At 44.0% G+C, this 26,999-nt stretch carries 28 protein-coding genes, 1 riboswitch and 1 other annotated feature; of the genes, 22 read left to right on the forward strand and 6 right to left on the reverse strand.

Annotated features, from left to right (window positions below):
- Positions 1–170 precede the first annotated feature (170 nt).
- The 3 genes from R7P80_RS04505 to R7P80_RS04515 all read left to right on the forward strand — a co-directional run bounded on the left by R7P80_RS04505 (position 171) and on the right by R7P80_RS04515 (position 1,895).
- A complete protein-coding gene (locus R7P80_RS04505) occupies positions 171–1,073 on the forward strand; it encodes an N-acetylmuramidase domain-containing protein (RefSeq protein WP_225491468.1) in 903 nt (300 codons plus the stop codon).
- Positions 1,048–1,491 carry a hypothetical protein gene (locus R7P80_RS04510; RefSeq protein ID WP_318086641.1) on the forward strand — a complete coding sequence of 148 codons (444 nt, stop codon included), beginning with the start codon at positions 1,048–1,050 and terminating at the stop codon, positions 1,489–1,491. The genes R7P80_RS04505 and R7P80_RS04510 overlap by 26 nt, the downstream gene beginning before the upstream one ends.
- 137 nt (positions 1,492–1,628) lie before the next feature.
- Positions 1,629–1,895 (forward strand): DksA/TraR family C4-type zinc finger protein, encoded by a 267-nt coding sequence (locus tag R7P80_RS04515; protein WP_132936554.1) that lies wholly within the window; start codon positions 1,629–1,631, stop codon positions 1,893–1,895.
- Positions 1,896–1,964: 69 nt separating this feature from the next.
- On the opposite strand, the gene bioA is transcribed toward R7P80_RS04515, so the two are convergent.
- Positions 1,965–3,245 (reverse strand): adenosylmethionine--8-amino-7-oxononanoate transaminase, encoded by a 1,281-nt coding sequence (bioA, locus tag R7P80_RS04520; protein ID WP_225491466.1) that lies wholly within the window; start codon positions 3,243–3,245, stop codon positions 1,965–1,967.
- A gap of 130 nt (positions 3,246–3,375) precedes the next feature.
- On the opposite strand from bioA, the gene bioB reads away from it, so the two are divergent.
- Genes bioB through bioD form a run of 4 tightly spaced genes read left to right on the forward strand, consistent with a single transcriptional unit; the run spans position 3,376 to position 7,070 of the window.
- Positions 3,376–4,428: a biotin synthase BioB gene (gene bioB, locus R7P80_RS04525; RefSeq protein ID WP_086369529.1), complete on the forward strand. Its 1,053-nt coding sequence runs from the start codon at positions 3,376–3,378 to the stop codon at positions 4,426–4,428.
- On the forward strand, positions 4,415–5,566 hold the full coding sequence (gene bioF, locus R7P80_RS04530; protein WP_213870918.1) for an 8-amino-7-oxononanoate synthase: 1,152 nt from the start codon (positions 4,415–4,417) through the stop codon (positions 5,564–5,566). The genes bioB and bioF overlap by 14 nt, the downstream gene beginning before the upstream one ends.
- On the forward strand, positions 5,566–6,387 hold the full coding sequence (gene bioC, locus R7P80_RS04535; protein ID WP_054575126.1) for a malonyl-ACP O-methyltransferase BioC: 822 nt from the start codon (positions 5,566–5,568) through the stop codon (positions 6,385–6,387). Before bioF ends, bioC begins: the two co-directional genes overlap by 1 nt.
- Positions 6,384–7,070 (forward strand): dethiobiotin synthase, encoded by a 687-nt coding sequence (gene bioD, locus R7P80_RS04540; protein WP_085569597.1) that lies wholly within the window; start codon positions 6,384–6,386, stop codon positions 7,068–7,070. Before bioC ends, bioD begins: the two co-directional genes overlap by 4 nt.
- Positions 7,071–7,151: 81 nt before the next feature.
- Here bioD and R7P80_RS04545 read toward each other — a convergent pair whose 3' ends face one another.
- Positions 7,152–7,319: a hypothetical protein gene (locus tag R7P80_RS04545; RefSeq protein ID WP_005378215.1), complete on the reverse strand. Its 168-nt coding sequence runs from the start codon at positions 7,317–7,319 to the stop codon at positions 7,152–7,154.
- Between the two features lie 509 nt (positions 7,320–7,828).
- On the opposite strand from R7P80_RS04545, the gene htpX reads away from it, so the two are divergent.
- From htpX to R7P80_RS04590, 9 genes are all read left to right on the forward strand, one after another.
- Positions 7,829–8,698 (forward strand): protease HtpX, encoded by an 870-nt coding sequence (gene htpX, locus R7P80_RS04550; protein ID WP_085569596.1) that lies wholly within the window; start codon positions 7,829–7,831, stop codon positions 8,696–8,698.
- Positions 8,699–8,908: 210 nt separating this feature from the next.
- A complete protein-coding gene (locus R7P80_RS04555) occupies positions 8,909–9,328 on the forward strand; it encodes a nuclear transport factor 2 family protein (protein ID WP_005378211.1) in 420 nt (139 codons plus the stop codon).
- Positions 9,325–10,050, forward strand: a complete 726-nt coding sequence (locus tag R7P80_RS04560; protein ID WP_225491465.1) for an SDR family oxidoreductase — start codon at positions 9,325–9,327, stop codon at positions 10,048–10,050. The genes R7P80_RS04555 and R7P80_RS04560 overlap by 4 nt, the downstream gene beginning before the upstream one ends.
- A gap of 12 nt (positions 10,051–10,062) precedes the next feature.
- Positions 10,063–11,373, forward strand: coding sequence for an NAD(P)/FAD-dependent oxidoreductase (locus R7P80_RS04565; protein WP_213986312.1), 1,311 nt, complete (start codon positions 10,063–10,065; stop codon positions 11,371–11,373).
- A gap of 1 nt (position 11,374) precedes the next feature.
- Positions 11,375–12,193: a DUF1365 domain-containing protein gene (locus R7P80_RS04570; RefSeq protein ID WP_005378205.1), complete on the forward strand. Its 819-nt coding sequence runs from the start codon at positions 11,375–11,377 to the stop codon at positions 12,191–12,193.
- Positions 12,187–13,443 carry an SAM-dependent methyltransferase gene (locus tag R7P80_RS04575; protein WP_025766883.1) on the forward strand — a complete coding sequence of 419 codons (1,257 nt, stop codon included), beginning with the start codon at positions 12,187–12,189 and terminating at the stop codon, positions 13,441–13,443. Before R7P80_RS04570 ends, R7P80_RS04575 begins: the two co-directional genes overlap by 7 nt.
- Before the next feature lie 6 nt (positions 13,444–13,449).
- Positions 13,450–13,962, forward strand: a complete 513-nt coding sequence (locus R7P80_RS04580; RefSeq protein ID WP_225491464.1) for a DUF2878 domain-containing protein — start codon at positions 13,450–13,452, stop codon at positions 13,960–13,962.
- Entirely contained in the window at positions 13,922–14,515 is a 594-nt protein-coding gene (locus R7P80_RS04585) for a chalcone isomerase family protein (RefSeq protein ID WP_182016338.1), read from the forward strand. The genes R7P80_RS04580 and R7P80_RS04585 overlap by 41 nt, the downstream gene beginning before the upstream one ends.
- Positions 14,515–15,048 carry a DUF3833 domain-containing protein gene (locus tag R7P80_RS04590; RefSeq protein ID WP_225491463.1) on the forward strand — a complete coding sequence of 178 codons (534 nt, stop codon included), beginning with the start codon at positions 14,515–14,517 and terminating at the stop codon, positions 15,046–15,048. The genes R7P80_RS04585 and R7P80_RS04590 overlap by 1 nt, the downstream gene beginning before the upstream one ends.
- A gap of 133 nt (positions 15,049–15,181) precedes the next feature.
- On the opposite strand, the gene purB is transcribed toward R7P80_RS04590, so the two are convergent.
- The 3 genes from purB to mnmA form a co-directional block, all read right to left on the reverse strand.
- Entirely contained in the window at positions 15,182–16,552 is a 1,371-nt protein-coding gene (gene purB / locus R7P80_RS04595) for an adenylosuccinate lyase (RefSeq protein WP_005378198.1), read from the reverse strand.
- A gap of 152 nt (positions 16,553–16,704) precedes the next feature.
- Positions 16,705–17,322 (reverse strand): high frequency lysogenization protein HflD, encoded by a 618-nt coding sequence (gene hflD, locus R7P80_RS04600; protein WP_005378194.1) that lies wholly within the window; start codon positions 17,320–17,322, stop codon positions 16,705–16,707.
- A 10-nt stretch (positions 17,323–17,332) separates the two neighbouring features.
- Positions 17,333–18,457 (reverse strand): tRNA 2-thiouridine(34) synthase MnmA, encoded by a 1,125-nt coding sequence (gene mnmA, locus R7P80_RS04605; RefSeq protein ID WP_005378192.1) that lies wholly within the window; start codon positions 18,455–18,457, stop codon positions 17,333–17,335.
- A 188-nt stretch (positions 18,458–18,645) separates the two neighbouring features.
- Here mnmA and R7P80_RS04610 point away from each other — a divergent pair, with 188 nt between their 5' ends.
- Complete coding sequence (locus tag R7P80_RS04610) at positions 18,646–18,915, forward strand: hypothetical protein (protein WP_005378190.1); 270 nt, start codon at positions 18,646–18,648, stop codon at positions 18,913–18,915.
- Between the two features lie 117 nt (positions 18,916–19,032).
- Positions 19,033–20,337 carry an inosine/guanosine kinase gene (locus R7P80_RS04615; protein WP_005378187.1) on the forward strand — a complete coding sequence of 435 codons (1,305 nt, stop codon included), beginning with the start codon at positions 19,033–19,035 and terminating at the stop codon, positions 20,335–20,337.
- Positions 20,338–20,464: 127 nt separating this feature from the next.
- On the opposite strand, the gene R7P80_RS04620 is transcribed toward R7P80_RS04615, so the two are convergent.
- A complete protein-coding gene (locus tag R7P80_RS04620; protein WP_005378185.1) occupies positions 20,465–20,872 on the reverse strand; it encodes an H-NS family nucleoid-associated regulatory protein in 408 nt (135 codons plus the stop codon).
- A 582-nt stretch (positions 20,873–21,454) separates the two neighbouring features.
- Positions 21,455–21,637: riboswitch (Lysine riboswitch) on the forward strand.
- 109 nt (positions 21,638–21,746) lie between these two features.
- Here R7P80_RS04620 and tet(35) point away from each other — a divergent pair.
- The 4 genes from tet(35) (at position 21,747) to hisC (ending at position 26,973) form a co-directional block, all read left to right on the forward strand.
- Positions 21,747–23,348, forward strand: a complete 1,602-nt coding sequence (tet(35), locus tag R7P80_RS04625; RefSeq protein WP_017634691.1) for a tetracycline efflux Na+/H+ antiporter family transporter Tet(35) — start codon at positions 21,747–21,749, stop codon at positions 23,346–23,348.
- 180 nt (positions 23,349–23,528) lie between these two features.
- Positions 23,529–23,666, forward strand: a sequence feature (His leader region).
- A gap of 53 nt (positions 23,667–23,719) precedes the next feature.
- Positions 23,720–24,616, forward strand: a complete 897-nt coding sequence (gene hisG / locus R7P80_RS04630) for an ATP phosphoribosyltransferase (protein WP_005378180.1) — start codon at positions 23,720–23,722, stop codon at positions 24,614–24,616.
- Between the two features lie 5 nt (positions 24,617–24,621).
- A complete protein-coding gene (hisD, locus tag R7P80_RS04635; protein ID WP_033905089.1) occupies positions 24,622–25,914 on the forward strand; it encodes a histidinol dehydrogenase in 1,293 nt (430 codons plus the stop codon).
- 18 nt (positions 25,915–25,932) lie between these two features.
- Positions 25,933–26,973, forward strand: a complete 1,041-nt coding sequence (gene hisC, locus R7P80_RS04640; protein ID WP_086046628.1) for a histidinol-phosphate transaminase — start codon at positions 25,933–25,935, stop codon at positions 26,971–26,973.
- The last annotated feature ends 26 nt before the right edge of the window (positions 26,974–26,999 follow it).

Genomic DNA, 26,999 nt, shown 5'->3' on the forward strand with positions numbered 1-26,999 from the left:
TAGTGCTGGGTTTTTTGTTATCTGCGTCGAGTGAAAATACGTTGTTATGTAAATGTAGGGTGAGGTATTGCATAGTTAGCCTAAATTATTAAAACCAGCCCCTAATGATATTTTTCTAAGCTTCATTGAGCGTGACAAGCTCCTCCAAAAGATAAAGAGGAGGTACTTTCATGGCTTCAATAAGAATAAGCGGCTCTGTTGGCTTGGGTGGTAAAAATGTGGATGCTGATATTCGTACGGTACAAAGGTCTATTAACCAATTGCTTGGTTCTTTAAAGGGAGTAAAGGAACTTAAAATGGATGGGAAACTAGGCTCTAGACCGGAAAACTCCAAGACTGTCGCCGCAATTAAAGCTTTTCAGAAAAGCCTTGTTGGGATGGTTCGTCCAGATGGAAGGATAGATGTGAATGGAAGAAGCCATCGTAAGCTGAATGATTATTTAAAACGAACACCTGAGACTGCGGTGGCATATACGTTACCTTTGGTTGGCTCAAGAGATGCGTTGACGGACTTGGATTATCGCAAAGTAGCTGAAACCCTTGAATGCGAAGTCGCTGCTATTAAAGCTGTAGCGGAAGTTGAGAGCCGAGGAGAAGCCTACTTTAGCAATGGTAAGCCAAAGATTTTGTTTGAGGCTCATATATTTTCGAGACTCACTTCAAGAGCCTACGATAACAGTCATCCAAGTATTTCAAGTCGGCATTGGAATCGAAGTCTGTATGTTGGTGGTATCTCAGAATACGTACGTTTAAATAAAGCGATTGAACTGAATTCAAATGCAGCAATCCGCTCCGCATCTTGGGGACGTTTCCAAATTATGGGCTTTAATTTCAAGTTAGCTGGTCATGTTACCGCTGAATCCTTTGTTAAAGCTGTATTCGAGTCAGAGAAGAAACAACTTGAGGCTTTTGTTACGTTTATCCAAAAGTCTGGCTTAGGTGAACATATAAGAGATAAAAATTGGGCTGCCTTTGCTCGTGGTTACAATGGTTCTGAGTATCAGAAAAATCAATACGACGTCAAATTAGAAAAGGCTTACAAAAAATATGCTTCGATTAAAAATGCTGCGTAACATTTCTTTGCTTGGACTTATTTTTAGTTCATCTGCTTGTGCTTCCAGCCACACTAATACTGCGCTATTTAAGTGTGATGCTTCACATCCTAACCGTCTAGAAATATCAATAGAAAATATAAACAGTCAGGTTCTACTGTCGGAGCTTAACTTAGGGGGGAGCAGTATTGAAAGAACCTTAGCTGTAAAGGACTTTAAATTAGACCAGTATCATCGAGCGTTGGTAGATGAGAAGTCACTGGAATTTAGTTTTGGTGAGCGCGTCATATTAGTCAGTGAGTACTTTAGCGAGGAGTTTGGTGAGGTAGAGAAAATACTCAGTGTTACTTTGAGAGAGCCTGAGCAAACGCAGTACTTTGAATGTGAGGAAGGGAGTATGAGTAACCTTGCATTGCTTTTCCATGAGAGTGCCGAATAATCGATTACAGAGTAATTATTACTAAAACGTAATAGTGTTTTCGAATTTATCCTAATTATCTTGTTATTTGTAATCGATATAATCATCCACCTTACCACGGTAAGTAGATTTTCTCATTCAAGTAACGAGGAGGGCTTATGGCCGTAGGGTGGGCAAATGACGATAGCGTCAGCCAACAAATTCAAAACACAATAGACGACGAGATTTCCCGTGTTCGTGGCAGTATCACAAGGGGTGAAAGCGCCCATTATTGCGATGAGTGTGGTGATGAGATCCCAGAAGCACGTCGTTTTGCTATGAAAGGCGTTCGTTTGTGTATCGAATGTCAGTCAACAATCGAATTGGTGTCTCAACGCCAAGCATTGTTCAATCGACGAGCGAGTAAAGACAGTCAACTCCGATAACTTTACTGTTCTAATAAATAATGAGACGGTTTGAGTCTCATACTCAAACCGTTTTCGTATTGAATTGGACTATGAAGCGAAGCAGTCTTTACGTTGCAACGCAGCATCAATCGCGTTAACTAGCTTCTCAATATCTTCCGGCTTGCTGATGAACGGCGGCATCATATAAATCAGTTTGCCAAATGGACGAATCCAAACTCCGTGTTCAACAAACAAGGCTTGGATGGTTTCCATATTCACAGGGCGATGCGTCTCCACTACGCCAATGGCACCTAGCCAACGGGTGTTCTTCACCAACTCGTATTCTTCAAGTTTTGGTAGTAACTCAGAAAACAGCGTTTCAATTTGTTGGGTTTGTTGCTGCCAATTACCTCGCTCAATCAATTCCAAACTTGCGGTGGCAACAGCACAGGCGAGTGGATTCCCCATAAAGGTTGGACCGTGCATAAAACAGCCTGCATCACCACCACAAACGTTGTCTGCTACGTGTTTGCTCGCCAGAGTCGCAGAGAGGGTCATGTAGCCGCCAGTGAGTGCTTTCCCGACACACAGAATGTCTGGTTGAATGTCTGCATGTTCGCAGGCAAACAACTTACCGGTACGACCAAATCCGGTAGCGATCTCATCTGCAATCAATAACAAGCCGTATTTGTCGCAAAGCCTACGCACGCCTTTGAGAAATTCTGGATGGTAGATGCGCATGCCGCCTGCGCCTTGAACAATAGGTTCTAGGATCACCGCAGCAAGTTCTTCATGGTGCGTTTCAATCTTGTGCTCGAAGTCAGTAAGGTCCTCTGGCTTCCATTCATCCCAATAACCACAAGTTGGTGACTCCGCAAAGATATGCTCAGGCAAAAAGCCTTTGTAAAGAGAGTGCATTGAGTTATCAGGATCGGTAACCGACATAGCCGCAAAGGTGTCGCCGTGATAACCGTGTCGCAAAGTAAGAAACTTCGGTCGGCGTTCGCCTTTTGCATGCCAATATTGCAGTGCCATTTTTAAGCTGACTTCTACGGCAACGGAGCCTGAATCGGCAAGGAATACATGTTCAAGGTTATTTGGTGCAAGGGACAATAGCTTCTTACACAAACTGATTGCTGGCTGGTGGGTAATCCCGCCAAACATCACGTGAGAGACCTGATCGATTTGCTGGTGAGCGGCTTGATTTAAATGCGGATGGTTGTAGCCGTGGATCGTCGACCACCAAGAAGACATGCCATCGACCAGCTCAGTACCGTCTTCCAATTTAATATGAACACCATTTGCCGATGCCACTGGGTAGCAGGTCAGAGGTGTCAATGTCGAAGTGTAAGGATGCCAGATATGCTGGCGGTCGAAGGCGAGATCCATGTGCGATTCCAATAATAATTGAGGTTAAAAAATAGACAGATGTAAACTTTGTTCTTTTGCGTTGTGTTGACAGTTTATCGAGACTCAGTAGACTGTCAACACAACAACAAAAGTGACTAAAGGAATACACGTGGAAGTTCGTCATAACTGGACGCATGCTGAAGTGCGCGATCTCATGGAAAAACCATTCATGGATCTCCTATTCGAAGCGCAGCTTGTACATCGTCAATATCAACAAACCAACCATGTTCAAGTAAGCACGCTTCTGTCGATTAAGACTGGTGCTTGTCCAGAAGATTGTAAGTACTGTCCTCAGAGTGCTCGTTACACCACAGACATCGAGAAAGAGCGTCTGATGGAAGTAGAACGCGTACTCGATGCTGCGCAAAAAGCCAAAAATGCTGGTTCTACTCGATTCTGTATGGGCGCAGCATGGAAAAATCCAAAAGAGCGTGACATGCCGCATTTGACCGACATGATCAAAGGCGTGAAGGACATGGGTTTAGAAACGTGTATGACATTAGGTATGTTGACACCAGATCAAGCAAAGCAATTGGCAACCGCAGGTCTGGATTACTACAACCACAACCTAGATACCTCACCTGAGTTCTACGGCAACATTATTACCACACGTACTTACCAAGACCGTTTAGATACTTTATCTCACGTACGTGATGCTGGCATGAAGATCTGTTCCGGTGGCATCATCGGCATGGGTGAAAGTGCTAACGACCGAGCAGGTTTGTTGGTTGAATTGGCTAACTTGCCGGTACACCCTGAAAGCGTTCCAATCAACATGCTCGTGAAGGTAAAGGGGACACCACTGGAAGAAGTGGATGATGTTGAGCCTTTCGATTTCATTCGCCTGATTGCGATTGCACGAATCATGATGCCTCAATCAGCCGTTCGTTTATCCGCTGGCCGTGAAAACATGAACGAACAAATGCAAGCGCTGTGTTTTATGGCGGGTGCAAACTCCGTTTTCTATGGCTGCAAACTTCTGACCACGCCAAACCCTTCTGAAGACAAAGACATGATGCTGTTCAACAAGCTCGGTATTAACAGCCAAGAGGTGTCTCAAAAACCTGATGAAATCGAAGAAAACGAGTTACTCGATCGCGTCGTAGAGCGCGTTGCTGCTCGTCCAACAAAAGACGACCTTTTCTACGATGCCAGCGTTTAAATCTCGTATCGAGTCCGCCCTTGCTGAGCGTAAAACGCAAGGGTTGAATCGTTCTATGAATGTGGTGTTTGCCGGTAACCAGTCCGTTTTGGAACACGAAGGCAGACGCTACATTAATTTCTCAAGTAATGATTATTTGGGCTTGGCCAATGACCAAGCGCTTGTTCGGGCTTGGCAGCAAGGTTTAAGCGTATACGGCAGTGGCAGTGGGGCATCACCAATGGTGACTGGCTTTAGTGCAGCACACAGCAATTTAGAAGCCGCACTAACTGAATGGTTGAGCTACGACAGAGCAATTCTGTTTGGTTCTGGATTCAGTGCTAATCAAGCCTTGTTGTTCACCTTGTTAGAAAAAACAGACGTATTGATCCAAGATCGTTTGAATCATGCTTCACTGATGGAAGCGGGGATGTTGTCACCAGCTAAGATGAAGCGTTTCAAGCACAATGACATCGAGCACCTGAAGTCGCTGATTAATAGCGAAGACAACCATTTAGTTGTGACTGAAGGGGTATTCAGCATGGACGGTGACTGTGCACCACTCGCTGATATCGCTGCTGTCGTTGATAGCCACAATGCATGGTTTGCTGTCGATGACGCTCATGGAATTGGTGTTCTCGGTCAATCCGGTGGTGGTTCTTGCGAGTTGGCAACGGTTAAGCCTGAGTTATTGGTCATTACCTTCGGTAAAGCGTTTGGTATGTCTGGCGCGGCTATTTTATGTGACCACGCAACGGGGGACTTTTTAACTCAGTTTGCTCGTCACCATGTGTATTCCACGGCGATACCGCCAGCACAAGCGTATGCGTTGACTCATGCAGTCTCGATGGTTCAAGAGCAGTCTTGGCGACGTGAAAAGCTCTCTGAGCTTAGTGAAGTGTATCGAGATAGCCTTAGCGACCTTGAGGGGTTTGTTGAGACTCAAACTTCGATTAAGCCCTTTTTGATTGGTGAATCTGAATTGGCTTTGCGAGTAGCAGGTGCTTGTCGCCAAAACGGTATTTGGGTGACTGCTATTCGCCCTCCGACGGTGCCTAAAGGAACGTCTCGTCTTCGAATCACACTCACTGCCAATCACACTAATGAACAAGTTAAAACGCTTTCAATCGCATTGAAGCAAGCATTAGGAGCGCTGTAATGGATAATGCAACTACCGCATTAGCGCAAACGCTCGCGTTAGAGAGTTTCCATCAAGATAAAGACGCGATTGCCTCTTCGTTTGGTAAAGCAGCAGAAACATACGATAAACATGCGGCTTTTCAACGTGATGTCGGGTATCAGCTGCTTGATAAACTTCCTGAAAACTTGACGGGAAAACGTGTATTGGATTTAGGTTGTGGCACGGGTTATTTCTCCCAACTACTTCAACAACGCGGTGCGGAAGTAGTCTGCGGCGATATCTCTCAAGCCATGTTAGATAAAGCAGAGCAGCGTTGTGGTGCAGTACGAATGCATTACCAAGTTGCTGATGCTGAAAACTTACCATTTGATGATGATAGCTTCGATTACGTGTTTTCAAGTTTAGCGCTGCAATGGTGTACAGATTTAAGTTACCCACTAAAAGAAGTGCGCCGCGTGCTAAAAAATGGTGGGAAAGCGTGGTTCTCTACACTGGTTGATGGATCACTGTATGAGCTGCGTGCATCATGGGAAAAAATTGATGCATATCAACACGTCAATAACTTTCTAACGCTCAATCAGGTAAAAATTGCGTTAGCGCAATCTCGATGTGACAGCCATCAACTAGACTTGACCACCATCACAGTTTGGTACGACTCTGCATTTTCAGTTATGCGTGACCTCAAAGGTATAGGTGCAAATCACGTAAGCGGGCGCTCACACGGTTTAACTAGTCGCGAGACTTTGTTAAAAGTTGAGCATGCGTACCAAGCGTTTAAAAACGATCAAGGTCTTCTACCTGCAAGTTATCAGGTTTGTTTTGGAGTAATACATCTATGATTGATGCTTTTTTTATTGCTGGTACGGATACTGATGTTGGAAAGACGGTAGCGTCTAAAGCCATTTTGCAAGCGATCGCAGCAAAAGGACTAAACACTATTGGTTATAAGCCAGTGGCAGCAGGGAGTGACAAGACTGAAGCCGGATGGCGTAACTCTGATGCTTTACACTTACAAGACGCCGCAACACTCGATGTGGCCTATGATGATGTGAACCCATACGCTTTAGAGTTGCCTGCTTCTCCCCACATTGCAGCGAAGCATGAACATGTCGAAATAAGTTACGATGTTCTGAGTCAAAAACTGGCTCAACATAAGCAGCAAGCCGATGTTGTTCTCGTTGAAGGTGCTGGAGGCTGGCGTGTGCCAGTATCCGATACGGACTGTTTATCTACATGGGTAAAAGAAGAGCAGTTACCTGTTGTACTGGTGGTTGGCATTAAATTAGGCTGTTTGAGCCACGCTTTACTCACAACGGAGAGTATTAAAGCGGATGGTTTGAATCTTGTTGGCTGGGTGGCAAACCGCGTCAACCCAGGCACAGAGCACTACGCTGACATTATCGAGATGCTAGAAGCACGTATCGATGCACCTAAGCTTGGGGAAATTCCATATATTCCAAGTGCTAAACGCAAAGAGCTAGGCAAGTACATTAATGTAGAGCCGTTGCTAAACACTGACTAATGGTGTTTAGGATAAAAGACTAAAACCCCAAAGGGCTGCGCAATGCAGCCCTTTCTTGTTGGTGTAACCTAAAAAGTCAGATTACTTATCTTGGCTGAGCCCCATCAATGCTTGTTGTGTTTCTGCAACACGCTGAGACATATGATGATCGGTTGAAATACCAAGTTGTTGCTTTGCCTCGTCCTCTGAGATGCCTAGGTGACAACGTAGTAAATCAATAGCCATTTGATAGTCGTTAGTTTCTACCATGGTTTTTCCCTCAATACATGGAGTTTTTGAACTCACCCAATGCACTTTTTGCAATGTACTTAGAGTGGCTCTGTTTTGTTCATCTCATTCGAATTTAGCATGTCCATGTGGCCGCACAATAAGACCAAAGTCTATAGCAGAGCTAACGTACTGTTTTTGGTCTATTAAAAAATTTCTAGCTAAGTTGCTAAGAGGTGATAGATTTAACACCAAGATCATCTATCAATAGATGATGAGTAGCTCAGAGCTTATTTCATCATTTTGATAAATGTATATGAACGGAGGTTCCAGCTCCTACCAAAGCATGTTTTGAAATCGCTTGAATCAAATATTTCAGTCCCGAAAACAAATGTTGCAATTTATTGCTTAACCTTGTTTTTATCGCGGATAGACTATATCTATAACGCACGGAACATGAAAATCAACGGAATTGGCTTTTATAGCGATTACCATTTGTTCCTTATAACAATCCGTTTTAAAAAAACGATAAGCTTCCTCGGAGAAAAGTAATGAAGCGAATTATGTTATTCCTAGCAACTAACCTAGCTGTCGTGCTAGTGCTTAGTGTTGTTCTGAATATTGTTTACGCTGTAACTGGAATGCAACCAGGCAGTCTGTCAGGTTTACTTGTAATGGCTGCTGTATTTGGTTTTGGTGGCGCATTTATTTCGTTGATGATGTCAAAGGGTATGGCGCTACGCTCGGTTGGTGGTATGGTCATTGAAAGCCCGCGCAACGAAACGGAGCATTGGTTAGTCGAAACTGTGGGTCGTCAAGCTCAACAAGTGGGTATTGGTATGCCAACGGTGGCTATTTATGATTCACCAGATATCAATGCATTTGCGACAGGTGCAAAACGAGATGACTCTCTTGTCGCAGTTTCTACTGGTCTTTTACACAATATGACTCGTGATGAGGCAGAGGCAGTACTTGCACACGAAGTGAGCCATATTGCAAATGGTGATATGGTCACGATGACGTTGATGCAAGGTGTCGTGAACACGTTTGTTATCTTCCTATCACGCTTTATTGCCAATATCGTGGCATCGAACGAAGATGAAGAAGGCCAAGGTACAAATATGATGGTTTACTTTGGCGTATCCATGGTGCTTGAACTGGTATTTGGTTTCCTAGCTAGCTTCTTGACTATGTGGTACAGCCGTCATCGCGAATTCCACGCGGACGCAGGTGCTGCGCGCCTCGTTGGCAAAGAAAAAATGATTGCGGCTCTAGAGCGTTTGAAGGTGAGTCATGAATCTCAACTGGATGGCACCATGATGGCGTTTGGTATCAATGGCAAGCAGTCGCTGACTGAGCTACTAATGAGCCACCCTCCGCTAGATAAACGTATTGCAGCGTTGCGAGGCCAGCAATACTAATTGTTCCTACTTAAATAATTGTTAATCTGCTGAAAAGGCTTGGTTTTGACCAAGCCTTTTTTTTTCGCCGATTGATCGCGTGCGAACTTCATCACGTACTACTTACAGAAATAAAGTTATACAAAATTATTTTTGTACAACTTTGGTGGAATGAACTATCTTGTACATATAATAATTTTGTACAACTTAATGGGCGTGTAGGAGTAAAAAATGGACATACAGTCTGTTGGCAATATCTATCAAAAGCTCAACAAAGCGAACTTACATCTGCTTAAGGATATATATCACCAAGATGTAGTATTTGAGGACGCAGCGCATCGTTTAGAAGGATGGCCAGCACTTTCGGATTATTTCACCTCATTATATGCCAACGTCATCAGTTGTGATTTTGTAATCCATGAGCATCAACAAGTAGGAGATACAGGCTTCCTAACTTGGACAATGGACCTTCAGCATCCCAAACTTCAGAAGGGTGCGCCTATTCTCGTCAATGGTGTTTCGCACCTCAAATTTAGCGAAGGTCAGGTCATTTATCACCGAGACTATTTTGATCTCGGAGAGATGCTCTATGAGCATTTACCGTTACTTGGTTCAGTCGTTAAAACCATCAAGCAGAGGTTAGGACAATGAACAACACCATCTTAATCACAGGCGCAACCTCCGGAATAGGAAGACAGCTTGCCCTAGATTACGCGAACTCAGAATGGAATGTGATTGCTTGTGGTCGGAATCAAGATGTTCTTGCAGAACTGGAGGCAGTTTCCTCCAAAATTCATACATTGCAGTTTGATGTGACAAATTATGAGGAAACTCAGCAGGCGCTCTCTAAATTGCCCTTTACGCCAAACACATGGTTTTTTAACGCAGGCGATTGTGAGTACATGGATGAGGGAGTGGTCGACGCGAAACTCATGGCGCGTGTGATGAACGTAAATGTTGTCGGTGTTGCCAACTGCGTTGAAGGCTGCCAAGTGCATTTAGAGAGAGGGCACCGCATTGTTATTGTTGGCTCTATCGCATCAGAAGTGGCACTGCCTCGTGCTGAAGCTTACGGCGCATCCAAAGCGGCAGTCAGTTATTTTGCACGCACGCTCGCCGTCGACTTGAAAAAGAAAGGGATCAATGTGGTAACGGTGTTTCCTGGTTTTGTTGAAACGCCGTTGACTGACAAAAACGACTTCGAAATGCCAATGATCATTTCTACTCAGCAAGCGTCGGACTCTATCAGGAAGCAGTTAGCCGCCAACAAGACCTATATCTATTTCCCAGCGAGATTTACCAGTATTTTACGTTTTATCTCGTTACTTCCATACAGTTGGCAAGCTCGCCTAACTGCTAAACTCGTATCATAAGAAGGAATAAAAATGAAAACAGCAGGAAGAAAGAAGATAGCGATTGTGGGAACGGGAATCTCTGGCCTTACTTGTGGTTATTACTTGCATAAAGAACATGATGTAACGCTGTTTGAAGCGAACGATTACATCGGTGGCCATACTGCAACCGTTGATGTGATCCTTGATGGTAGAGAATACGCGATAGACACCGGGTTCATCGTCTATAACGATCGTACGTACCCTAATTTCATTAAAATGATGAGCGAGATTGGCGTTGAAGGTCTGCCGACTCAAATGAGCTTCAGTGTCAGAAACGATGGGAACGGACTAGAGTACAACGGCCACACAGTGTCGACATTGTTTGCTCAAAAACGCAACTGGGCAAACCCCAAATTTTATCGATTTATCTTCGAGATACTTCGTTTCAATAAACTTGCCAAGCGCTTCTCTAGCGAGCAATCCTCGCAATCTCAGACGTTAGGTGAGTTCCTTGACGAACACAAATTCAGTGCTTTCTTTACCGATAACTACATTTTACCGATGGGTGCTGCGATTTGGTCGTCGACTTTAGCTGACATGCGCGCATTCCCTCTTATGTTCTTCTTACGTTTCTTCCTCAACCACGGTCTGCTAGATGTGACTAACCGACCACAATGGTATGTGATTAAAGGTGGTTCACGTTCATACATTCCACCATTGACCAAAGGCTTTGCGGAGAATATTCGTCTTAATAGTCCTGTCGAAAAAGTGGTTCGCAACGAAAAAGGGGTTGGCGTTCAAGTTCGCGGAGAAACGCATTGGTTTGATGACGTTATCTTTGCTTGTCACAGTGATCAAGCAATGAGAATGCTAGAGGATATCAGCCCAATTGAGCAGGAAATCTTGGGGGATATGACATACCAAGCAAATGAAGTTGTTCTTCATACCGACTCTGCCGTACTACCTAAACGTAAGGCAGCATGGGCATCATGGAACTACCTATTGGAAGGCAGTGAGGAGGAACAGCAACGCCTCCCTTCGCTAACTTATAACATGAACATTCTTCAGCATATTCAATCAGAACACACGTTTTGTGTAACGTTGAATAGTACTGAGCAAATTAACTCAAATAAAGTCTTGCGTTCGTTCACTTATCATCATCCAGTATTCACCACTGAGTCTATTGCAGCGCAGCAGCGCAAAAATGAGATACAGGGTAAACAAAGTACCTGGTTCTGCGGCGCTTATTGGTACAACGGTTTTCATGAAGATGGCGTGCGTAGCGCGCTTGATGTTGTGAAAGAACTAGAAGAAAAGTACCGCGAACAAAATGTGGTTCCTTTCGAAAAAGGCGCAGCGTGATATGGATAGCCAAATGAACAGCCGATTGTTTATAGGCAACGTTCGTCACCGTCGATTCACGCCGGTGAATCATGAGTTGAACTACTCTTTATTTATGCCCGCCATCGATGTAGACGAGCTCGATGCTTTAGAGAAAAAAGTATGGGGTTTTGGTTCGCGTTGGTGGCATTGGGCTCGCTTCAAGCGCAGTGATTACATTGGTGAAGGTAGCGTCAAGTCGGCAGTGCACAGCAAAATTGAAGAACTGACAGGTGTTCGCTGTACCGGCAAGGTAATCGCAGTCTGTCACTTGCGTTATCTAGGACTTTATTTCAGTCCCGTTAATTTCTACTACGTTTATAACACGGAAGGAGAATGGAAGTATCTCCTCGCAGAGGTGAGTAACACTCCTTGGAATGAACGACATTACTACGTGGTGTCAGCAGATAAAGAAGAAGAAAAGTTTGGTTGGGAACAAGTTAAAGCATTCCATGTTTCACCATTCAACCCGATTGACCAACTCTACCGCTGGAGAATTAAACCTTTGACAGACAAGTTGAATATTCATCTTGAATGTCACAAAGGAGAGAAACACTTTGATGCCACCATGGTTATGAAAGCCAAGCCACTTTCAAGCAAAACCTTATTGAGGTGTTTGATCGTTACACCAATACAAACGGTAAAAGTAATGGTTGGTATTTATTGGCACGCATTAAAACTTTGGGTGAAAGGCGCACCTTTTTATTCTCATCCTAAATATTCAACGCATGAAGAAATAGAAGCCGATACTGAAAAAACAGACAAAAAAAATAAAAAGCACAAGGAGAATTCTGCATGTTAAATACTAGTTCTATGACATTGCCGCGTAAATTGACGACAACGCAAAAAGCGGCTCGCGGAGTTATTTTTCAATGTCTGCAAAAAATGGAAATCGGCTGCTTAACAGTTATTGAAAGTTTTAAGACGGAAACGACAGAGCGAAGCGAGCGTTTTAGTGCGCCAAATGGGGAGTATAGTGGTCAACCTGTTGTCGCTACTATAGAGGTAAAACATCCAGGTTTTTATTCACGGATCTTGCAGGGCGGCAGTATTGCTGCTGGTGAGGCTTATATGGATGGGTGGTGGGATAGCCCCGATTTAACCTCATTAATGAAACTGATGGCCCTTAACATGCGTGCTCTAGATAAACTCGAAGAGCAAGGCAGTTGGTTGACTAAAATACTGTACAAGTTCAGCCATTGGTCAAACAGAAACTCTGAAGAGAACTCACGTAAAAATATCCATGCGCATTACGACTTGGGTAACAACCTATACGAAGCGTTCCTTGACACCAATATGCTGTACTCGTCGGCGCTTTACAATCATGCGGATGACTCTCTAGAGCAGGCTCAAATCAACAAAATGGATCGTCTATGTCAGCAACTTGAGCTGAAATCTACCGATCATGTTGTTGAAATTGGCACTGGGTGGGGCGCTATGGCGATTTACATGGCTGAACAATACGGTTGTCAGGTCACCACAACAACGATATCTGAAGAGCAACACGCGTACGCGGAGCAAAAAATCAAAGAGCGTGGCTTAGAAGACAAAATCACTCTACTCAAAGAAGATTACCGAAACCTAACCGGCACTTATGACAAGCTCGTTTCTATTGAAATGATTGAAGCTGTGGGCAAACAATTCCTGCCTTCGTACATTAAGGTCTGTGAGTCTTTATTGAAGTCTGGTGGCTTGATGGCGATTCAAGCGATTACGATTGCCGATCAGCGTTACGATTACTACAGTAACAACGTCGACTTTATCCAAAAGTACATTTTCCCGGGTGGTTTTTTACCGTCGGTAACCTCACTAACCCAAGCAACAACAAAGTACAGTGACTTAGTGACGCGAGACTTGTTCGATATTGGTTTGGACTACGCCAAGACGCTGAACGAATGGCACCTTCGTTTTAATCGAGCAGAGAATGAAGTGCGCTCGTTTGGCTACGACGACCGCTTTGTGCGTATGTGGCGCTACTATTTGAGCTACTGTGAAGGTGGCTTTTTGGCTCGCACGATCAGTGCAGTTCACATGACGTTTCAACGCCCGTAGTTCGTTATGAAGGTATTTCTTGCTTCGACATGGTTCCAACTCTGCTGGTTTGCAGCGGTGCTTGGAACCTATCAATGGCAATGGGTCACGTTATTCCTTACTTTGGCAACCCTACTATATTGTCTGAAAAGCGATGCATCTTCGCTCAAAAGTATTGGTGTGATCGTCACGAGCGGGCTCGTGCTTGATACGCTCAATCAACAACTCTCGGTCTTTGTCTTTCCAACCCCATGGCTGCCAGTCTGGTTATTATGCTTGTGGGTTTTGTTTTCTTGGTATGCCTATCAACTTAAGTCAATTTTGTACCGTTTCCCAAAAACCTACGTATCAATAGTAGGCGGACTCGGAGGAACAGTGAGCTACTTTGCTGGCTATAAGCTCCAAGCCGTTGAATTTGGATTCAGCACTGGCGCTACACTGGCAATGTTGTTTGTCGAATGGTGCGTCATGATGCTCTTGATACTCAAGGTGTACGGAAATGAAAAGCTTGAAGAGAGACTTAACTCAGAGACTGACTAGGTTGCTTGCGTTGGTAATAGTAACTGGCTCTTTTGCTCTGCAAGCTCAACCTGTTGGAAATAGCGAAGCTGCCAGCAACATTGCGAATTGGAAGGGGTGGAAAACTGTTGGAGAAGCCCAACTTACTTGGTTCATCTTCGATATTTATCACTCAAGATTAAAAGCGCCTGATGGAAAGTTCATCGTAAGCGATGACGTATCGCCACATCCCCTTGCGTTGGAAATTAATTACAAGAGAGACATCAGTAAGCAACAGCTGCTTGATGTGACGGATGAGCAGTGGGCGAAATTGGGTTTTACGGACTTATATCGAAAAGCTTGGATCAGCGAGCTCGATCGTATGTTTCCTGATATTCAAAAAGGTGACGAGCTTACTTATCTAACAGATGGAAAATCTGGTCAGCTTTTTTATAAGCAGGTTGGGGACGTGCAAGTAAAGAACGTTGGCATCATTGAAGACGAACGAATGAACGATGCATTTTTGGCTATATGGTTATCACCCAACACAGAATTTCCGAAACTCCGAAAACAATTGATAGGGCAGGTTAGATAGTGTTTAAACGAATTTTTAAATCAGCGACTTTAGTGGCAGCTGTTTTTCTTTCGGCATGTTCCGCAGACATTGATAATTACCGCTCTTCTACACCGACTTTTGACGTATTCGGTTATTTCGAAGGCGACATAAAGGCGTGGGGGATGGTGCAAGATTATACCGGACAGCAAACGCGTCGCTTTGAAGTCGATATAGTGGGTACTGTAGCGGGTGATACGCTGACGCTGGTGGAAGACTTCGTGTTTGATGACGGAGAGGTGGACCAGCGAATTTGGGTTATCACTAGATTAGAAGACGGTCGTTATGAAGGTAAGGCAGACGATATTATAGGTGTAGCAACAGGGGAAGAGCAGGGCAATGCGTTACAGTGGCAATATGACTTTGAGCTACAAATGGAGGATTCATCAGTGACGGTTGCTTTTGATGATTGGCTTTATCGTCAGGATGACAGACACGCTTTCAATCTAACGAAAATAAAAAAGTTTGGTGTGGAAGTAGGAACAATAACCTTGTTCTTCCAAAAGCAGCCATAACAAATGGGGCTGATCTTCAATTAATAATCCATTCCATATAACTAAAATTATTTTCTCCCGACCTAACTCTCCTAACTAAAAAAGGTTGACGCTTTCGCGTCAACCTTTTAGGTATCTGGTCGTTACAGGAGGATTACAGCTTATCTGTCAGCTCGATTGCTTGACCGATATAGTTCGCTGGCGTCATCTCTTTCAGACGTGCTTTCTCGTGCTCAGGAAGCTCAAGACCGTCGATGAAGTTACGCATTGCTTCGCCGTCTACACGCTTACCACGAGTTAGCTCTTTCAGCTTCTCGTATGGCTTCTCGATGCCGTAACGACGCATAACTGTTTGTACTGGCTCAGCTAGTACTTCCCAGTTCTTGTCTAGTTCAGCAAGAAGCGCTTCACGGTTTACTTCTAGCTTGCTGATGCCTTTAAGCGTAGAAGTGTAAGCGATGATAGCGTAGCCAACACCAACACCAAGGTTACGTAGAACCGTTGAGTCAGTTAGGTCACGTTGCCAACGAGAGATAGGCAGTTTCTGTGCTAGGTGGCCGAATACAGCGTTCGCAAGACCTAGGTTACCTTCTGAGTTTTCAAAGTCGATTGGGTTAACTTTGTGAGGCATTGTTGAAGAACCGATCTCACCTGCAATAGTTTTTTGCTTGAAGTGGCCTAGTGCAATGTAACCCCAAACGTCACGGTCGAAGTCAATCAGGATAGTGTTGAAACGAGCGATAGCGTCGAACAGCTCAGCGATGTAATCGTGCGGTTCGATTTGAGTTGTGTAAGGGTTCCAAGTTACGCCTAGAGACTCTGTGATGAACTCTTCAGAGAACTTGTGCCAATCTAGCTCTGGGTAAGCAGAAAGGTGTGCATTGTAGTTACCTACTGCACCGTTGATTTTCGCTAGGATCTCAACGTTTTCGATTTGCTTGAATTGACGCTCCATACGGTACGCCACGTTTGCCATTTCTTTACCCATAGTAGATGGAGAAGCAGGCTGACCGTGTGTACGAGATAGAAGAGGAATGTCGCGGTATTCCACTGCTAGTGCTTTGATAGCGTCGATTAGGTTACGGATTTCTGGAAGAATCACGTTCTCACGCGCTTCTTTAAGCATTAGAGCGTGTGATGTGTTGTTGATGTCTTCAGAAGTACATGCGAAGTGGAAGAACTCGTTTACTGCGTGCAGTTCAGGAACGTCTGCTACTTTCTCTTTTAGGAAGTACTCAACCGCTTTTACGTCGTGGTTAGTTGTACGCTCGATCTCTTTGATACGGCGTGCATCTTCTTCAGAGAAGTTTGCAGCAAGGTCGTCTAGGAATTGGTTTGCTTCTGCGCTAAACGCTGGCACTTCTGCAATTTCAGCAGTAGCAGCAAGCTTTTGTAGCCAGCGGATTTCAACGATAGTACGGTACTTTAGTAGACCGTATTCACTGAAAATTTCGCGTAACGCAATTGTCTTGCTTCCGTAACGGCCGTCTACTGGTGAAACAGCAGTCAATGCTGACAGTTCCATGATGTTCTCCTGAATTGGGTTTCTAAATTTCGTGAGCTTTATACCAATAACTGTGGCAATTGTCACGAATATCGCGCAAACGTTTGCGCGATATTTGTTTTAGTCGAAAAAATGAGCTCGCGATAAACGCGAGCTGCTTATTTGATATTTTACTACAGACGAGCAAGAAGGATTTGTGCTTGCTCTACCATCTTCTTGCGCCCGAAGATTAGGTGGCGACGCTTACCACCAACTTGACGCCAAAGAACTGCACTACGAATGCCAGATAACAACAGCGCACGAACTTTGTGTTGGCTTGCCGTCTGCTGCAGTACAGATGGCGTGCCCGTTACTTGAATGCGTGGGCCAATAGGGCTAACGACATCCAGATAGATGCTCGCTAAATTGCTGATCATTTGATCGTCTAGTAGCTCAAAGTGCTCTGACTGACGCTTGGCCATTTGAATACGATCACCAAGCTGAGACATAGCATCGTTACGAGAGCTTAACTTACGCTCTAACGCCATTAAACTAATAATGTAACGAGTAATTTCACTGCCTGATGGTGTGCTATCAATCCCTTTAACCAAGCATTCTAGGCCGAGCTTTAGATCGGCTTCGCGACCGAATACGCCAACTGTGTTAGCAGGGTTCGTGCTCAAAATAGCGTTGATTGATGTTTCAAAAGCATCTTGATCACAATGTCCGTTTCTCGCTACCTGTTGAACTAAAGCAACAGCTTGGCAAATCCCAGCGAAAGCGATAGTACGGTCATAAAGTGTATTCGCCACGTAACGACTCCTAAGCTTGAGAATATTTAATGCGTTGCTCGATGATGCCGCCACCTAGGCACACGTCACCTTTGTAGAACACTGCTGATTGACCTGGAGTTACAGCAATTTGTGGCTCGTCAAAGATAACTTTAATGTTTTCATCATCGATAGGGATGATTGTACAAGGAATATCTTCCTGACGGTAACGAGTTTTCACTGTGCACTTCATAACATCGCGAATTGGCTCACGATCTACCCAATGAAGTTGTGATGCAAGTAGACCTTCTGATTTCAACATTGGATGGTCTTTACCTTGAACAGCAATCAAAACGTTACGTTCTAGATCTTTCTCACCAACGAACCATGGGTCCTCGTTACCACCGCCGCCTTTACGGCCACCGATGTGTAGACCTTTACGCTGACCAAGTGTGTGGTACATCAGGCCTTGGTGTTGACCAATCACTTCGCCTTCTGGAGTCTCGATATTACCAGGCTGAGCTGGAAGGTAGCGACCTAGGAATTCCGTAAACTTGCGTTCACCGATGAAACAAATACCAGTTGAATCTTTCTTCTTAGCAGTAATTAGGTCTTGCTCTTCCGCAATGCGGCGTACTTCTGGTTTCTCTAGGTCACCAACAGGGAATAGGCTACGTGCGATTTGCTCGTTGCTTAATGTGTACAGGAAGTAGCTTTGATCTTTGTTGCCATCTAGACCACGTAACATTTGTGGTTTTTCACCGTTTTCTGGGAAAGAGCGACGCACATAGTGGCCCATTGCAATGTAATCAGCATCAAGTACTTCATCAGCGAATTCTAGGAATGCTTTGAACTTGATTTCTTTGTTACAAAGAATGTCAGGGTTCGGAGTACGGCCCGCTTTGTATTCAGCAAGGAAGTACTCAAATACGTTATCCCAGTATTCGGCAGCAAAGTTGATAGTGTGTAGGTGGATGCCTAGCTTGTCACATACTGCCTGAGCGTCAGCAAGATCTTCTGCCGCTGTACAATATTCTTCGTTGTCATCTTCTTCCCAGTTCTTCATGAAAAGGCCTTCTACTTGGTAGCCTTGCTGCTTTAGAAGATACGCGGAAACAGATGAATCAACGCCGCCGGACATACCGACGATGACTTTCTTTTGGCTGTTATCAGACATTACTAAACACCACTTAAATAAACGGGATGCAGATTCTATCAGAATCCACAGACCGGTGACAGATCCGAGATCGAAATCACAATTCGTTTCGCTGGATTTTTCTTCAACAAAGATTCGAACGAGTAATTTCGCAAGTATAGAAGAGGTATATATGGCATAGTTGGCCAAAATCCAAGAGGAAACATCAAATGACAGAAGAAAACCAATTTATGCAAGAAAGTGAGTTGATTGAAATTGTTGAAAATCAGCTCGAAGATGGCAACCCGCTTAAAGTAAAAGAAACCCTTATGCGTTTAATGATGACTGGCACACCACGTGAAGATGCGGTTGCGATGATGGCATGTGCGATGTCAATTGAGATTTTTGATGTAATGAAGAATGAAGGTGAGTTCAACCTAAAGCGTTATAGCGAGCACCTTGAGCAACTACCAGATCTCAGCTTTATGGAAGGTGAATAAGCCACCTAAAAGAAAAAAGCTGTCAGCAAACGTTTGCTATAATCGCTTTTATTGCTGCTTTATTATTAGCGGTATAGAATCCGCTCTCCTTTTCATCCCCTTACTCAGACTGACAATATGAAATTTCCTGGACAACGCAAATCGAAGCACTATTTTCCTGTTCATGCTCGTGACCCGCTGGTGAGCCAAGCACAAGAAAGCAAGAAGATGACGCGCACTCACATCATTGGTATTGACCAAACCTTGGTTGATATTGAAGCAAAAGTTACAACGGATGTGATTGAAAAGTACGGTCTGAGTAAAGGTCACTCTCTGGTTATCGATGACGAAAGAGCAGAAGAGTTATACCAGCAACTGAAAGAAGAGAACTTGATTACCAATGAGTATGCGGGCGGTACAATTGGTAACACGCTACATAACTACTCCGTGCTAGCGGATGACCGCTCCACACTACTTGGAGTGATGAGCCAGGATATTAAGATTGGCAGCTACGGTTACCGTTATCTTTGTAATACATCAAGCCGCATGGACTTGAACTACCTACAAGGTGTAGATGGTGCAATTGGCCGTTGTTTTGCTCTTATCACAGAAGACGGTGAACGTACTTTTGCTATCAGCGAAGGGCAAATGAACCAACTCCATCCTGATAGCATTCCAGAGAAAATCTTTAAAAATGCATCAGCACTTGTACTGACGTCGTATCTAGTACGTTGCAAAGACGGCGACCCAATGCCGGAAGCAACAATGAAAGCAATTGAGTACGCGAAAAAGAATGATGTGCCTGTTGTTCTGACTTTAGGCACAAAGTTTGTTATTCAAGATGACCCTAAATATTGGCAAGAATTCATTAGAGATAACGTTTCAGTCGTTGCGATGAATGAAGATGAAGCAGAAGCACTGACGGGGGAATCTGATCCACTTGCTGCGTCTGATAAAACATTGGAGTGGGCTGATCTAGTATTGTGCACGGCGGGTCCTGTAGGTCTATTTATGGCTGGGTATACGGAAGATAGCGCGAAGCGCGAAACTTCTTTGCCATTACTTCCAGGGTCAATTGCTGAATTTAATCGTTATGAATTCAGTCGTCCGGCGAAAAAAGACTCATGCGAGACGCCAATAAAAGTGTACTCGCATATCTCGCCATATATGGGTGGCCCAGAAAAAATTAAGAATACAAATGGCGCAGGTGATGCTGCGTTATCTGCTGTTCTTCATGATATGGCAGCAAATAAATACCATAAAGAAAATGTGCCTAATTCAAGCAAGCACAGTAACGAGTATTTAACTTACTCTTCTTTTTCTCAAGTCTGCAAATACGCAAACCGTGCTAGCTACGAAGTTCTCGTGCAACATTCACCACGATTGTCGCGCGGACTTCCTGAGCGAGAAGATAGCCTAGAAGAAGCATACTGGGAACGTTAATACGAAGCGGTTTAATTAACTATTCTGTAACTAAAGTAAAAGGCACATTAAGAAATGTGCCTTTTTTATTTGTAATGGTTTAAATAAAAAAGGCTCCCTATGGGAGCCTTTTAAAAATAGCACGGATCTAGATTAGGAACTCATCCAGAGATTTACCTGCATCAAGTTGCTCTTGAATCGCCGAAGGTGTACGACCTTGGCCAGTCCAAGTTTTCTCATTACCGTTTGAATCTGTGTATTTGTATTTAGCAGGACGAGGTGCGCGCTTCGCTTTGCCTTTCGTCTTAGTTTCGCCAGATAGCGCAGTAATAAGTGCTTCTACGTCAATACCGTCTTGAGCGATTTTCTCAGCAATCTCTGCAAGCTTAGCTTCTTGCTCTGCTTGTGCTGCGCGTTCTGCTTCTTCTGCTTCACGACGCTCATCTACGACAGTAGTGAGTTTATCTAGAGCTTCTTCCAATTGTTCTAGAGTCAGCTCACGAGAAAATGCACGAAGGCTACGGATATTTAGAAGGGTTTTAGTCAGCTCTGACATAACGATTCCTATTAAAAGGTTAATGTGTTGGGCACTTTTTATCGTTACGATTAAATAATGCCAATCTATAAATAAACAAAGAGTCCTTATATTTAACTTTATCTTTTCCTTATGTGCAAATGCTAAATCAAGATTTTGTTTAAATTTGACTATTTTTTAAAGCAATTAATATTATTACACTCGAAATAAATCATTATTAGATGAGAACTAAAATCAACAATCATTATTGTATAGAGAGAGTGACAGCTTGGTTTTTTATAAAAAAATTTGAGTTATTACTTAAAAATATGAAGCATCCATCTTTAATGCTGTGTCATATATCCTTAATTTATTGATATAAGATAAACCATGATATTTCTAAGGTAGTAATAATGTTTCATAAATAACATGATTGATGTGATTTCAGTTGCACAAAACTTATGGAAGTAGGCAAGGTTTATAAATTATCTCAGTCATTATTTATTTGTTTAATTTAGTTTGATGTGTTGCATTGACTCTCATCATAAGTACAATGGCTGCCACCTGATGCAATATTGCAGACAATTTGTTGTTAATTTGTACAGTTAGTGGTTAATTGTTTGTTGTTGCCGTAGAGGCGCGGTCTCGAAGAGTAGCTATTATTGGGGTGATGCCAATGAATAATAGTGGAAGGCGAAGATTGCCGAAGTAAGTAACTCATCAAAGTTACTTGCTGGGGTTGTATCTGAAAGGAACAACACTGCCATAGTATATATTCACATTAAACTATGGAGCGCTACTGTAGGGTTGGGTGGAGTGTTCGCTTCCCTGTCGCTAAGTTCAACATGAGCACGTATCGTATGCTACGTGACTTGTCTGCAGTAGATCTCTAGCCAAACTTTGGTTTTTGAAGATCATGAATTTAATAGATTTTTCTAGTTCTCCTGTTTCATTATTGCCACCTATTGTCGCTTTGACTTTGGCGATTTTGACTCGACGTGTATTAGTTTCCTTGGGTGTAGGTATCGTGCTAGGTGCGGTGCTACTTAATAGCTGGTCTATCAGCGACACCGCAGGTTACGTCAGTTCTCAAGTTTCTTCTGTCTTTATTGAAGATGGCGGAATTAACACTTGGAACATGAGCATTGTTGGTTTCCTAATCTTATTAGGTATGACAACAGCTTTATTAACGCTATCTGGCGGTACTCGTGCTTTTGCTGAATGGGCACAATCTCGAGTGAAGAGTAAACGCGGCTCCAAACTTCTTGCCGCCTTTTTAGGCGTATTCATTTTTGTCGATGATTACTTTAATAGCCTTGCTGTTGGTGCGATCTCTCGCCCAGTAACCGATCGCTTTTATGTGTCTCGCGCTAAGCTTGCGTACATTCTAGACTCAACCGCTGCTCCAATGTGTGTAATTATGCCTGCTTCTAGCTGGGGTGCTTACATTATTACTATTATTGGCGGGATCTTAGTCTCACATGGGATCACAGAGTATTCGGCTCTTGGCGCATATGTTCGTCTTATCCCAATGAACTTCTACGCCGTTTTTGCGCTGCTAATGGTGTTCGCTGTTGCGTGGTTTGGTCTTGATATTGGTAAAATGCGTGAGCATGAGATCTCTGCATCGCAAGGTCGTGGCTTTGATAAAGACAAAGAAAATGACTCGCAAGAAGCGCATGACCTAAACGAAGAGCTAGATATCCGTGAAAGTGAAAAGGGTAAAGTGTCAGATTTGATACTTCCTATCGTGACGCTGATTATCGCGACTATCGCTTCAATGCTTTACACGGGTGGCCAAGCATTGGCTGCTGATGGTAAGGAGTTTGCGCTTCTTGGTGCTTTTGAAAATACAGATGTAGGTACATCACTAATCTACGGTAGCTTGCTTGGCTTAGCAGTTGCACTGTTTACTGTTGTGAAGCAAGGTCTACCAATGGCTGAGATCGCACGTACACTTTGGATTGGTGCTAAGTCTATGTTTGGTGCGATTCTAATCTTAGTATTTGCCTGGACCATTGGTTCTGTTATCGGTGATATGAAGACTGGTACTTACCTTTCGACAATGGCGCAGGGCAATATCAACCCTCATTGGCTCCCAGTTATCCTATTCTTGTTGTCTGGCCTGATGGCGTTCTCAACAGGTACTTCATGGGGTACGTTCGGCATCATGCTTCCAATCGCTGGAGACATGGCTGGCGCAACAGACGTAGCGCTAATGCTACCGATGCTGAGTGCGGTTTTAGCTGGTGCGGTATTCGGTGACCATTGTTCACCAATCTCAGATACGACTATCTTGTCATCGACGGGTGCACGTTGTAACCACATTGATCACGTATCAACACAGCTACCTTATGCATTATCAGTCGCGCTTGTTTCATGCGTCGGCTTTATTGCCCTTGGTATGACTGCTTCAATAGCGTTCTCGTTCATTGCAGCGTCGATAACATTCATTATCGTTTGCGCTATTTTGTCATGGCTTTCAAAGTCTAAAATAGCGTCTTGCCAGAGTGCGTAATTCACTGATTTAAAAAGTAAATTTATAGGAGGCTTCGGCCTCCTTTTTTATTTGTATTATACAATTCGAATTTTTTTAAAATTAAGGGTTGAAAAAAGTAATCAGCTTGGTTAGTGTTGTTGGTAACAAAGCAAATGAGAAGAGCCTTGAAATAAATATGCGTAATTTTGTAATGAACATTCATCACCATCATCACCCAATCTAGTCTTTCGGGCGATGTACGCATACCCGGGAGGCAGGAAACTCCCGGAGGTAAAATCAAAGTAAAAGCAGATTTTAAACCCTCGGGAGACTTCAATCTCCCGAGGGTTTTTTAGTTTTATTAGTTTGAAAAATACTTAGATATCAAAATCTTGCATAGGGACAAAGCAATGCAAACACAACGTTTAAGAATCGCAATTCAGAAAAAAGGTCGTCTTAGCAAAGAGAGTCAAGCTCTACTAAAACAGTGCGGCGTAAAGTTCAACGTAATGGGCGAGCGTTTAGTTGTCCATTCTGAAAATATGCCAATTGATTTACTCTTGGTTCGTGATGACGACATCCCAGGTTTAATTATGGATGGCGTGGTTGACCTTGGCTTTATTGGCGAAAATGAACTAGAAGAAGTTCGCCTTGACCGCAAAGCATTAGGTGAACCCTGCGAGTTTGTTCAGCTTCGTCGACTTGATTTTGGTGGCTGTCGTTTATCTATCGCAATCGACAAGGACGAAGAGTACAACGGTCCACAAGACTTAGCTGGCAAGCGTATTGCTACAACGTATCCTCAACTTCTAAAAGCGTACATGGATGAAGCCGGCGTTCCATTCTCTACATGTATGCTGACAGGCTCTGTAGAAGTTGCGCCTCGCGCGGGTCTCGCTGATGCTATCGCTGATTTGGTTTCTACAGGTGCAACACTGGAAGCGAACGGCCTTAAAGAAGCTGAAATTATCTTCAAATCAAAAGCGACATTGATTCAACGCACAGGTGAGTTCGACGCAGACAAAGTGGCGCTAATCGAAAAGCTGTTAACTCGCATGCAAGGCGTACAACAAGCAAAAGAATCTAAGTACATTATGCTTCACGCCCCAGCAGAGAAGTTAGATCAAATTAAAGCACTACTGCCAGGTGCTGAAGATCCAACTGTTCTTCCTCTTTCTGCAGATAAGCAGAAAATGGCTGTTCACTTGGTGAGTTCTGAAAACCTGTTCTGGGAAACAATGGAACAGCTGAAAGAGTTGGGCGCAAGTTCAATTCTTGTTCTACCAATTGAAAAAATGATGGAGTAAGCATCATGAGAACAGTCGTTTGGCAATCATTAAGTGAGAATCAGCAAGACTCTATTTTGGAGCGCCCTGCTATTGCAGAAGGTGCCAATATCACCACTGCTGTGGCCGAAGTTATTGCTAAAGTTCGAGAAGAAGGTGACTCTGCTCTTATTGAGCTGACCGAAAAGTTTGACCGTGTTAAGCCTGAATCCATTCGTGTTTCTTCTCAGGAAATTAAGGCAGCGTCAGAGCGTTTGTCAGAGTCAATGAAGAGCGCACTAGAGCAAGCTTACGCCAATATTTCTAAGTTCCACAAAGCGCAAAAGCCGCAACCGATCAAGGTGGAAACGCAGCCAGGTGTCCTTTGTGAACAAGTAACACGCCCAATTCAAAAAGTGGGTTTGTACATTCCTGGTGGCAGTGCGCCTTTGCCATCGACTGTTTTGATGCTCGGCGTTCCTGCAAAAATTGCAGGTTGTCGTAAAGTCGTTCTTTGTTCTCCACCGCCAATCGCTGATGAGATCCTTTATGTCGCGAAACTGTGTGGCATTGATGAAGTGTACAACGTCGGTGGTGGCCAAGCAGTTGCTGCAATGGCTTATGGCACCGAGACTGTATCGAAAGTAGATAAGATCTTTGGTCCGGGCAACGCTTACGTGACCGAAGCAAAACGACAGGTTAGCAATGATTTCCGCGGTGCTGCGATTGATATGCCAGCAGGGCCATCAGAAGTGCTAGTGATTGCAGATGAAACCGCAGATGCAGACTTTATCGCTGCGGATCTTTTGAGCCAAGCGGAACACGGTCCTGATTCTCAAGTGGTATTGGTGACTCCTTCTCCTGTGATTGCTGATCAAGTGACGGATGCGGTTCAACGTCAGCTTAAGGAGCTATCTCGTGCAGACATCGCAGAAAAGGCTCTGGCATCAAGCTTGATCATTATTTCCGAGTCGATGACGCAGTCAGTTTCTATTTCCAATTACTACGGTCCTGAGCACTTGATTGTTCAGACTAAGAACCCTCGTGAGCTTCTACCTCTATTAGATAACGCAGGTTCTATCTTCCTTGGGGATTGGTCGCCTGAATCTGCGGGAGATTACGCATCGGGGACTAACCACGTCCTTCCTACTTACGGTTACACACGTACTTATTCAAGCTTAGGTTTGGCGGATTTCTCTAAACGAATGACGGTTCAGGAGCTTTCTGCTGATGGTTTAAAGAACCTTGCACCAACGGTAGTCACGATGGCTGAAGCAGAAGGTCTGGACGCTCACAAACGTGCTGTTACTATCCGCGTAGAAAAATTAGCAAGTAAGTAAGAATAAGAGAGTAATGAGATGGAAAAGCTAGCGCGTAAACAAGTCCAACAGCTTACCCCTTATATGTCGGCTCGCCGAATCGGTGGTACGGGTGACGTATGGCTAAATGCCAACGAATCACCATTTAACAATGAATACAAAACAGACTTTGCTCGTCTTAATCGTTACAGCGAATGCCAACCGAAAGAACTGATTTCCGCTTACGCAGCGTATGCGGGTGTGAAGCCAGAACAAACACTGACTTCTCGCGGCGCAGACGAAGGTATTGAGTTATTAATTCGTGCATTCTGTGAGCCGGGTGAAGATGCGATTCTTTACTGCCCACCAACTTACGGCATGTACGCCATCAGTGCAGAAACCATCGGTGTAGAGTGCAAAACCGTGCCGCTAACGTCAGATTGGCAACTAGACCTTGCAGGCATCGAAGCTAATCTGGATAACGTGAAACTGGTTTTTGTATGTTCGCCAAACAACCCAACAGGTAACTTGGTTAAGCGTGAGGACATTGTGTCTCTGCTTGAGATGACAAAAGACCGTGCAATCGTGGTGATGGATGAAGCGTACATCGATTTTTGTCCAGAAGCGTCAACGGTAGACCTACTGGCGCAATACCCGAACCTTGCAATTCTGCGTACTCTGTCGAAAGCTTTTGCGCTTGCAGGTCTACGTTGTGGATTTACGCTTGCGAACGAAGAGCTGATTAATGTACTTCTTAAAGTTATCGCACCTTACCCAGTCCCAGTTCCAGTGGCAGAAATTGCGACTCAGGCGCTTTCGGAAGCTGGTTTAGCGCGAGCGAAGTTTCAAGTTCTCGATTTGAATGCAAACCGTGCTTACTTGCAAGTTGGCCTTTCAATGATTCCGGGCTTGGAAGTGTTTGAAGGGTGGGGGAACTACCTATTGGTGAAATTCCCAGATGGCGATGACCTTTTCAAAGCGGCTTGGGATACGGGCATTATTTTGCGTAACTCGCCAATTGAAAACTGTGTGCGTATCAGTGTGGGTAACCGTGACGAGTGCGAAAAAACGCTTGGATTTATCAGAAACTACTACGCATAAATAGAGACAGAATTTATCGCTCTCGC

This window comes from Vibrio sp. 2092, assembly GCF_033339635.1.
GTDB lineage: Bacteria > Pseudomonadota > Gammaproteobacteria > Enterobacterales > Vibrionaceae > Vibrio > Vibrio alginolyticus.